Here is an 8,831-nt window from a genome sequence, read left to right as displayed (position 1 = left end):
CTTCCGGCGATCCAGGCAAGGGTCTCCGCGCGCGGGCGGAGGGGCGGGCATCCACGCGCGGCGGCGCAGGCGGGAGACCGCCGGCCAAAAACCTTGAAGGACCATGGCCCCGGCGCCGCCCGGAGAGAGGCGGCGCCGCGGGGGCCGGAAGGCCGTCCCGCGCCTCGGACGCAGAAACAACCAATGAAGAAAACCTACCGAAACCGCGCGAAACTGTCAAGAACAAAAGAGGAACATTTCGAGCGAGGCGCGCGCTCCCAACCGACTCGTGGGCGCTAGAGCCGCCGGGCCATGTGCAGGTGCGCGGGCATGTCCATCTCGATCGTCCCGCCCTCGTCCCTCACCGCCTGGGCCACCGCCGCCAGCAGGGCCTCCAGCCGCTCAGGCCCCAGCGCCCGGTAGTCCGACCGCGTGCGCAGATAGTCCACGAACCCCTCGGCGGAATAGGTCCGCGTCGCGCGATAGACCCGATAGTCCGCCGGCTCGAACAGCCCGCTGGCCGCCAGCCCATGGGCGAAGGCGCCGTCCGGCCAGTACCAGCGCTCCGGCGAATCGACCCACAGCTCCGGCGCCAGCCGCCCATAGATCGGCTCGAAGACGCCGAGGAAAGGTGCCGGCGGCGGCTCCGGAACATGGGCGAAGCAGGCCAGCATGCCGCCCGGCGCCAGCACTGCGGCCGACTTCGGCAGGGCCACGGCCCAGTCGATCCAGTGGAAGGCCTGGGCCGAGACGATCAGCCGATAGGGCCGGGGCGCCCAATCCTCGAAGGTCGAGACCTCGAAATGCACGTGGGGGAAGGCCTCAAGCCGGCGCCGCGCCACCCCCACCAGCTCTGGCCCAGGGTCGATGGCCAGCACGCGGCGGCCAAAGGGCGCCAGCCCCCGCGTCGCCTGTCCCGTCCCGCAGCCCAGCTCCAGGATCGCATCATTGGGGCCCAGCCGGGCTTCGGCCGTCAGGTCGACGAACAGCGCGTCGGGATAGCCCGGCCGGTGCGCGTCATAGAGATCGGCCACCTCGTCGAAGGACCGCGCCAGGTGCAGGGGAATGTCGCTCATGAACGCGACGATCCGGGATCGGGCGCGGCCAATCAAACGACATCTCGCCCGGTTGCTTGTGAGATGAACTCACAACTTACACCCGGCGAAGCCGGCCCATACATCACCCCGTTCCTGCGGTTGGCCCACCGTTCGTGTGGTTCGTGTGGTTCGTGGTTCCAAGTCTTAAGGCCGCGACGCGGTAAGGCCGATCAAGATTGCCCACGAACCACACGAACTGGTTCGCCCCATTGCCTTGGTCCGACGCCCGCCCTACCCCTCCCTCCAACGAGATACACGGGACGGAGACTAAGACATGGACGTGAAGGGCAAGATCGTTGTCGTGACCGGCGCCGCCGAGGGGATCGGCGCGGCGCTCGCCCGCCGGTTCGCAGCCGAGGGCGCGGCCCACGTCGCTGTCGTGGACCGCAACGAGGCCGGCGCGAAGGCGCTCGCCGCCGAGATCGGCGGAACCGCCTACACCGTCGACGTCTCCGACGGCGCCCAGGTCGCCGCCATGGTGGCCAGCGTCGAGGCCGCCCACGGCCGCATCGACCTCTTCTGCGCCAATGCCGGCGTCGGCGACGGCGACCCCGACCGCGAGAACGCCGTCTCCTCCCCCGACGCTGTCTGGGCCCGCGCCTGGGGGGTCAATGTCATGGCCCACGTCCACGCCGCCCGCGCCGTCCTGCCCGGCATGATCGCCCGTGGCGAGGGCTACCTGCTCAACACCGTCTCGGCCGCGGGCCTGCTCTCGCAGATCGGCGGGGCGGTCTATTCCACCACCAAGCACGCCGCCGTCGGCCTCGCCGAAAGCCTTGCCATCACCCATGGCGACCAGGGGATCAAGGTCTCCATCCTCTGCCCCCAGGGCGTCGATACCGCCATGCTGCGGGCCGGCGGCTCCGGCTCCCCCCAGAGCCTGGACGGCGTACTCACCCCGGAGGACGTCGCCAGCCACGTGGTCGAAGGCCTGGCCGCCGAACGCTTCCTGATCCTGCCGCACCCCGAGGTGCTCACCTACATGCAGCGCAAGACCGCCGACTACGACCGCTGGCTCGGCGGCATGCGCCGCCTGCGGGCCAAGGTGATGGGCAAGGCGTAGGGGCCGAGGGACGCTTCCGGCGCCGTGCCGAGCCCGGACGGATTGCTATTGCTGTCGATCGCGCGCCTGATGGCCAGGCCGGACTCTCGGCGTGACGGAGGCGCTCATGTCGCCTGCCGACCTCAGACGACTGAACCTCAAACACTTCGAGCGGGTGCTCGCCCGGACGACGGACCCGGCCGAGCGGGCGAAAATCGCCCGGTTCATCGTCGAGGAACACGCCAAGCCTGATGGCGACTACCCGGCCTGGGCCGTCGGCGGCCCGCATTGAGCTGATCCGGCGACCTCGGCGCGGCGCGGCGCGCGGCATGGGGTTCCCGGTGCAAAACGACCTTCGCGGGGAGCCGAATGGCCCGCCCCTCGTTACCCCTGTCTCAACAGGGTTTTTGCACGATGACTGACGACGCCGGGGCGGTCTCCGCCAAGCTGGTGGCCCTGCGGGCCGAACTCGAAGCCAACATCTGGCCGACCGCGATGGCGGCGGCCGCCACAGGCGAGCACGAGCGCATTCGCGACTTGGTGAAGTTGAAGGTCGACATCGAGGCGATTGACTTCGCCCTGAGCCACCGCCCCGTCGGCTAACCCACCTGCGCGCGCGCCGACCCCGGCGCCGGCGCAAATCCGCTTGCGGCTTGGCCGGTGGGCGCGCCCGCGACCCCCGGAAGCGCCCGGGCGCGGCCCTGAGCCTTGAACTACTGGAACAGCCAGTCCCCGGCCCCGATCTGGCCGGGCTGCACCCCGTCCAGCGTCGTGATCAGGAAGGGCCAGTCGCCGGCGTTGGCCGCGTCGCGGTCAAGATAGACCTGCGTGCCGCCCTGACCATCGGCGCGGAACATCAGCCGGCCGTCGGCGATGGGGTCGGAGCCCGCATAGCCGCTGGCCTGGAACAGCGCCCGCAGGTCGAGCTTGTCGACCCCGGGCGAGAAGTCCGTCACGTGCCCCGCGTTCCAGGGCAGCTGGGCCCAGGCGAACTGGACGGCGCCGCCGCCGCCGGTCAGCTGATCAGGCCCCTGGCTGGCGTTCAGGGTGTCGTTCCCGCCCCCGCCGGCCAGGGTCGAGCCGGGGCCCGGCGAATGGATCACCCGGCCCGCCTCACCCGCGGGAGGGGGCGGCGGCGGGGCGCTTGCGCCGCCCCCCGACAGCTGCCCCCAGGTCAGGCCGGCGGGCGTCACGCTGTCGAGCGTCGTGATTAGAAACGGCCACTGTCCCGCGTTCGGCGCGTCCGCATCGAAGTAGACGCGGGTGCCCCCGGCGCCGTCGCTGTCGAGCCGCAGCCGGCCGTCGCCCGACGGATCGGATCCAAAATAGCCGCTCGCCTGGAAGATGGCCGAGAGGTCCAGGCGGTCGACGCCCACCACGAAGTCGGTGATGCGCCCGGCGTTCCACGGCAGCGCCTTGAAGGTGAACGCGTCGCCGCCGCCGCCGCCCGTCAGCACGTCAGGACCCTGGCTGGCCACCAAGGTATCGTTCCCGGCGCCCCCCGCCAGCGTGGAGCCCGGGCCCGGGGAGGTGATCACCATGCCGTCCCCCGCCGGCGGTGGGCTCCCGCCTGCCGCGATGTCGCCCTGATTGGCGGGAGCGCCCTCCCTGAGCTTCGCCCAGGTCAGTCCTTGCACCGAGACATTCTGCAGATGCAGCACGTAGTCGGGCCATGGCTGGCCGGAGGCGACGCCGTCACGATCGAAGAGCACCGCGGCGCCCCCCGCACCGTCGTCGACCAGCTGGATCACCTTGTCGCGGATCGGGTCGAAGCCCTGATACCTGGCCATATCGAACAAGGCTCTCAGGTCCAGGCGGTCGACGCCGACCTGGAAGTCCGTCACCTCGACGGGCGCCCAGGGCGCCGTGGAAAGCACGAAGCGGTCGGCGCCGCCGCCCCCGGTCAGCACGTCCGGGCCGGCGCCCGCCGTCAGGGTGTCGTTCTGCTCGCCGCCGACAACCCGCGACCCGGGGCTGGGTGAGGCCAGCACCTGACCGGCGTCGGGCTCTGGCGCCCCCACACCATCGCGGGCGATCAGCCGACCGACCGCATCGGCGTCGCCGCCATCCGAGCGCGATGTCCAGACCGCGAGGGTGGTCCCGTCGGCGGCCACGGCCATGTCGGCCAGTGTCTGCACAGTCTGATCCTGGCTGCTGAGCTGGATCGGGCCGCCCACCGGCCGGTCCAGGGCGTCGAAACGCTGGACATAGAGCTGGTAGGTCTCAGGGTAGGTCGTGGTCTCGGCCCGCTCGGCCTGGGAAAAATAGCTGACCATGTAGCCGCCGTCCGGCAGGGCCTCGATCTCGGGCCGCACCTGGGCTTGGCGGTCGGACTGCACGATGGTCTCGGGACCGATCTTCTCGCCGGTGGCGGAGAAGTGCTGGACCGCCACGTCGGCGTCGCCGGCGGTGGAGCGTCGGTAGGCGACGACGAAGCTGCCGTCATCCAGCACCGCCAGACGCGGGTCGGACCCGTTTTCGGTGAGGGCGAGGGGCGGTCCGACCGGCTGCGCCAGGGCCGAATAGGCCTGCGCTTCCAGGCGGAAGCTGGTCGTGAAGGCCTCCCGCACAATCAGGAAGCCGCCGTTTGGGAGCGGCTGGGCCTCAAAGTCGCGAAGGGCGGCCACCGGCGACGAAAGGCTCGTGTATCCGCCGACCTTGCCGCCCGTCGCATCATAGACCTGGGCCGTGAGGACGAAGGTCGGCGGCGGGGCGTAGGGATTATGGCCGGGAGAGCTCGTCGGCGCATCCTGCTGCGGCTGACTCCACAAGGCCACGAAGCCCCCGCCGCCCAGCTCCACCAGCTCCGGCAGGCGCTGGTCGCGGTATTCGCCGGTGTTGAGCATGAATGCCGGGCCGGCCGTCTCCCCGGTGGCCGTGAATCGCTGGGCGAAGACGTCGGCGCTGTTGTTGAATCCCGAGCCGCTGGTCCAGGCCACGACGAAGCCGCCGTCAGCCAGCCGCACGACCTGCGGATCTCCCTGCAGTCCGCTGCCCCCGATGGATATGGGCGCCCCCACCGAGCTCCCATCGGCGGCGAAGCGCTGGAGCAGGACCTCATCATTGTACGCGTCCACGTCGCTTGCGTAGACGACCGCCCACCCCCCGTTCGTCAGGGGAATGGCGTCAGGACTGTATTGGCTGCGCTCGCTTCTCGGATGAATGCTGGTCTGATCGGTCTGAGAAAGCATGGGCGCCCAAAATTCCTGACTGGCCTGCGTGTCGGCCTGCGTCTCGGCCCTCGCGTCCTGAACAGGCGGCTGGTCAAGAAGGTTTCATTGTCCGGCGGCCACCCTCAGCCTTGCGTCATCGCCAAGCAGCGCCCCACGTCGTCGAGGGCCTGGCCGCCGAACGCTTCCTGATCCTGCCGCACCCCGAGGTGCTCACCTGCATGCAGCGCAAGACCGCCGACTACGACCGCTGGCTCGGCGGCATGCGCCGCCTGCGCGCCAAGGTGATGGGGAAGTAGGGACCGCCACCCCACCAACAACCGTTATCCCCAGGCTTGTCCCGGGGACCTATGATCTCGTCACCCCAAATTTCGTTGTGATCAGGTGACCATCGTTCGCGAAAGTTGAGGCTCAAAGTCCAAGAGCCTTCCCTATAGTTGCGACAAGCTGGTCACGAGACGCTTCAAAGTCTGTTGGCTCAGGCCCGGAGTGGGCATTGAGTATGATCCAGTGCGGCGAGCCAAACAGTAGGGCGCCGTAGATTTCGGGCAGTAGCACCGGCAGCCGTCCGGCCGCGGCATGTGCCGCAATCCAACGGGCGGCGCGCCCGCGGTAGGGGGCGTTGTCCTCCCTAAGGCGATGTTCATTGCCGCGCATCCATGACGCTTCGTCGCTTCGGCCAAGCTTATATCTGTCTGGGAAGCGGCTCTGATAAGCGAACGCTGCACGGATGACGCCCGCCACCCCGTCGAAGGCGTCTGCGTGCGGTTCCATCTCCGTCAGTATGAAGTCCCAATACTCCCGCCGCAGCGCCAGGACGATCTCAAGCGCCAACTCATCCTTGCTCGAGAAGTGATGGAAGAAGCTGCCATTGGAGACCCCGGCGGCGCGGCAAAGGTCGGCCACTGACGAGGTTTCCACCCCGTCCTTGAGAAAGAGACTTAGGCCGGCCGTCAAAATACGGTCGCGTGAAGTCGGGGTGTCCATGAGTTCGTCAGTTACCTGGGTCGTATGAAAATGCTTGCAATAGAGTGTCACTCTAGAGTATCACTCTGGAGTGACACTCTACACAATCAACAGGAGAACATATCCATGCAAGCCCACCTCGTGAATTTACTCATTGCTGCCTCTATCCTGACGGCCACGCCCGCCCTGGCGCAGGAGCGGTTAACCCCCGAGCAGCCCGTATGCGCGCACTGCGGATCGGACATCCTTTCTGGCGGCGGCGCCGCCCGACAGCTGCCGCAAATGGGCGGATCCTTCAGGCCTCAGCCCCGCTCGGCTGGGAGCGACTTCCATATCAGGCTACCTGACGTTCCAGGCGAAAGCTCAGCTCGGCCTTCGGCCGCGGGGACCCCGCGCGCGCCGACATCCATCTCAATGCGCGGCCAGGCGGTGATGCCCGAGCTGCCGATTTGCGGCCACTGCGCTGCGGATGTGCAACGGTAACCAAGCGGGGCGCCGCACCGCCCTCGTGCTTGCTCGCCGCTCCCAATTGGCGACCTCGACGTCGGCGGCGGCGGCCACTTGAGTATGGCTTCGGATGACGTGAACGGCGGCGACCGACGTGATTACGGTGACGGGATACCGATTGCACAACTCATTGCGACGGGCTGGACTTGCCTAGCTGAAATGACGCATTTCATATCCTGTCACCGCATTTACGGGCCAAGGTGATGGGGAAGTAGGGACCGCCACCCCACCAACAACCGTCATCCCCGGGCTTGTCCCGGGGACCCATTATCTCCGCCTAGCTTCAGGTCGCGTGGCGCGCGCCACATGTCCTTGCCGAACCTCGGAGATCCAGGGTGGCCGGGCCAAGCCCGGCCATGACGATCAGAGGTGATGAGAGCCGGCCGGCGCCGTCCGCTTCCGGTCAACCGCTCAATGGCCGCTCTCGACCCAAGGCGGACGTTGAGCCCATCCGCTTGTGGCCAATGGTCAAGCTGCTAGGCTGAGTCCATGGCGTTCTGGATCACGAACTTAGCCGGATGGGTCCTTGCCTATCTTCTTGGCTCTATCCCGACGGCCTATCTCTTGGGCAAGCTATTCCGGGGCATCGATATACGGGAGCATGGTTCCGGGTCCGTCGGAGCGACCAACGCCCTGCGCGTTCTCGGGAGGTGGCCAGCCTTGGCCGTGCTCCTGGTGGACATCCTCAAGGGTGTCGCCGCCATCGTGCTGGTCCGGTGGCTTATGACGTCGCTGTCGGTTGCACCGTCAGGCTGGTCCAACAGTCAGACCTGGTGCACCTGGGCCGTTGCCGGGGCGGGCCTCGCCGCGCTTGTTGGACACAGCCGCCCGGTGTGGCTCCAGTTCTCCGGCGGCAAGTCGGTAGCCGTTGGGCTCGGCGTCATGCTGGCGCTTGCTTGGCCAGCCGCCCTGGGCGCCTTGGCAGTCTTCGCTGTGGCGATCGCCGTCGCTCGGATCGTCTCATTCGGCTCCATACTGGCCGCGTCAGCCGCGATTATTCTGGTCCTCATCCTGGACTACCCGTTTCCCTATCGGCTGCTGATCATCTCAGGTGGCCTGTACGTGATCGGCCGCCACCACGCGAATATTCGCAGGATCGTCCAGCGGACGGAGCCGCGCATTGGACAGGCCTCCCGCGGCTAAGGGCCGCCAACCTTCACAGGCGACTGGAAGGTCTACTCTCGGCGCACCAGGCTCATATCTGCTTTTGGCGACAAGGTGATCGACCGCTCACGACCCATGGCGGACCTTGGGTTGGCGCCCTAGCGATCGAACAGCCCAGCGGGTTGCGTAGCCGTCTTGATGCGATCAGACCACTTGAGCAGCCGGGGGTGGCTGGACATCAGCTCGTCGTATTCGGGGGCTTCGGCGAAGAGGCGGAACATCGGCGCGGCGTGGAGGTCCGCAAGGGAAAGTGTATCGCCGCTCAGCCATTCCCCTTCCGGCGAGATGGCTTCAAGCGCCGCCAGGCACACCGGAGCTTCACGACGCGAGGCGTCGAGCCGCACCGGGTCTGGCCTTCGCCCGCAGCGCGGGCCTTCCACTTGCTCGACGTACAAGCCCCAGACCAGCGTGCGGTAAGCATAGTTGTCCATGATGGAAATTGCCTGGCCCATCGATGCGCGCCCGGATGGCGCGCTCGGCTGCAAGGCTGGTCCCTCGAACGCCTCGTCAACGTATCGACAAGTAGGCGCCGTCTCGTAGAGGCGAACATCGCCATGCTGGAAGGCAGGAATACGACCGAAGGGATGGCGCGCCAGATACGCCGGTTGCTTGCCCTCCGTCCAAGCATCAACCTCTACCAGATTGTACCCGACTCCCTTCGCCCAAAGAGTCAGCCGTAAGGCCTGCGCATAGACGCTGTAGGACGCGCCGTAGACCGTAGGTAAATCCGCTGCTCGCATGGCGCCTCCCAAAGGGATCAGACCAGCTGAGCGCGGGAGAGGCAATCTCGAGCAGATCGGACGTGGAGCACCGTGGCTTTGGGAACAAGGCGGTGGGCGGGATAGGATGTCTGCAACCCACGCCGCCCTTCCCTCCGAACCTACGTCCCGCTCGGCATCCCCACCG

Annotated in this window: 9 protein-coding genes; 5 read left to right on the top strand and 4 right to left on the bottom strand. The window is 67.7% G+C overall.

Annotated features, from left to right (window positions below; genetic code table 11):
- Window positions 1-275: 275 nt before the first annotated feature.
- On the bottom strand, window positions 276-1,055 hold the full coding sequence (locus tag RMO97_RS13040) for a methyltransferase domain-containing protein (protein WP_310541489.1): 780 nt from the start codon (window positions 1,053-1,055) through the stop codon (window positions 276-278).
- A 295-nt stretch (window positions 1,056-1,350) separates the two neighbouring features.
- Here RMO97_RS13040 and RMO97_RS13035 point away from each other — a divergent pair, with 295 nt between their 5' ends.
- The 3 genes from RMO97_RS13035 (at window position 1,351) to RMO97_RS13025 (ending at window position 2,721) form a co-directional block, all read left to right on the top strand.
- Entirely contained in the window at window positions 1,351-2,139 is a 789-nt protein-coding gene (locus RMO97_RS13035) for an SDR family NAD(P)-dependent oxidoreductase (protein ID WP_310541488.1), read from the top strand.
- A gap of 106 nt (window positions 2,140-2,245) precedes the next feature.
- A complete protein-coding gene (locus tag RMO97_RS13030; RefSeq protein WP_310541487.1) occupies window positions 2,246-2,410 on the top strand; it encodes a hypothetical protein in 165 nt (54 codons plus the stop codon).
- A gap of 122 nt (window positions 2,411-2,532) precedes the next feature.
- Complete coding sequence (locus RMO97_RS13025) at window positions 2,533-2,721, top strand: hypothetical protein (RefSeq protein WP_310541486.1); 189 nt, start codon at window positions 2,533-2,535, stop codon at window positions 2,719-2,721.
- Window positions 2,722-2,831: 110 nt separating this feature from the next.
- Here RMO97_RS13025 and RMO97_RS13020 read toward each other — a convergent pair whose 3' ends face one another.
- Window positions 2,832-5,195 carry a hypothetical protein gene (locus RMO97_RS13020; protein ID WP_310541485.1) on the bottom strand — a complete coding sequence of 788 codons (2,364 nt, stop codon included), beginning with the start codon at window positions 5,193-5,195 and terminating at the stop codon, window positions 2,832-2,834.
- Window positions 5,196-5,419: 224 nt separating this feature from the next.
- Between RMO97_RS13020 and RMO97_RS13015 the strand changes: the two genes are divergently transcribed.
- On the top strand, window positions 5,420-5,587 hold the full coding sequence (locus RMO97_RS13015; protein WP_310541484.1) for a hypothetical protein: 168 nt from the start codon (window positions 5,420-5,422) through the stop codon (window positions 5,585-5,587).
- Window positions 5,588-5,699: 112 nt separating this feature from the next.
- On the opposite strand, the gene RMO97_RS13010 is transcribed toward RMO97_RS13015, so the two are convergent.
- Window positions 5,700-6,326: a TetR/AcrR family transcriptional regulator gene (locus RMO97_RS13010; RefSeq protein ID WP_310541483.1), complete on the bottom strand. Its 627-nt coding sequence runs from the start codon at window positions 6,324-6,326 to the stop codon at window positions 5,700-5,702.
- Window positions 6,327-7,250: 924 nt separating this feature from the next.
- Here RMO97_RS13010 and plsY point away from each other — a divergent pair.
- On the top strand, window positions 7,251-7,904 hold the full coding sequence (plsY, locus tag RMO97_RS13005) for a glycerol-3-phosphate 1-O-acyltransferase PlsY (protein WP_310541482.1): 654 nt from the start codon (window positions 7,251-7,253) through the stop codon (window positions 7,902-7,904).
- 119 nt (window positions 7,905-8,023) lie between these two features.
- Here the strand turns inward: plsY and RMO97_RS13000 are convergent, their stop codons facing one another.
- The gene (locus RMO97_RS13000; protein WP_310541481.1) at window positions 8,024-8,665 is read right to left on the bottom strand and encodes a glutathione S-transferase family protein; all 642 of its coding nucleotides are present in this window, start codon (window positions 8,663-8,665) and stop codon (window positions 8,024-8,026) included.
- Between the last annotated feature and the right edge of the window lie 166 nt (window positions 8,666-8,831).

It is taken from the genome of Phenylobacterium sp., assembly GCF_031425575.1.
Classification (GTDB): domain Bacteria; phylum Pseudomonadota; class Alphaproteobacteria; order Caulobacterales; family Caulobacteraceae; genus Phenylobacterium.
Note: the sequence above shows the minus strand (reverse complement) of the source record. Positions and strands in the feature narration are given on the sequence as shown.

Bases quoted from the DNA above. Each gene is read 5' to 3' on its own strand.
- RMO97_RS13040 (WP_310541489.1), bottom strand. From the start codon at position 1,055: ATGAGCGACATTCCCCTGCACCTGGCGCGGTCCTTCGACGAGGTGGCC.
- RMO97_RS13035 (WP_310541488.1), top strand. From the start codon at position 1,351: ATGGACGTGAAGGGCAAGATCGTTGTCGTGACCGGCGCCGCCGAGGGG.
- RMO97_RS13030 (WP_310541487.1), top strand. From the start codon at position 2,246: ATGTCGCCTGCCGACCTCAGACGACTGAACCTCAAACACTTCGAGCGG.
- RMO97_RS13025 (WP_310541486.1), top strand. From the start codon at position 2,533: ATGACTGACGACGCCGGGGCGGTCTCCGCCAAGCTGGTGGCCCTGCGG.
- plsY (WP_310541482.1), top strand. From the start codon at position 7,251: ATGGCGTTCTGGATCACGAACTTAGCCGGATGGGTCCTTGCCTATCTT.
- RMO97_RS13000 (WP_310541481.1), bottom strand. From the start codon at position 8,665: ATGCGAGCAGCGGATTTACCTACGGTCTACGGCGCGTCCTACAGCGTC.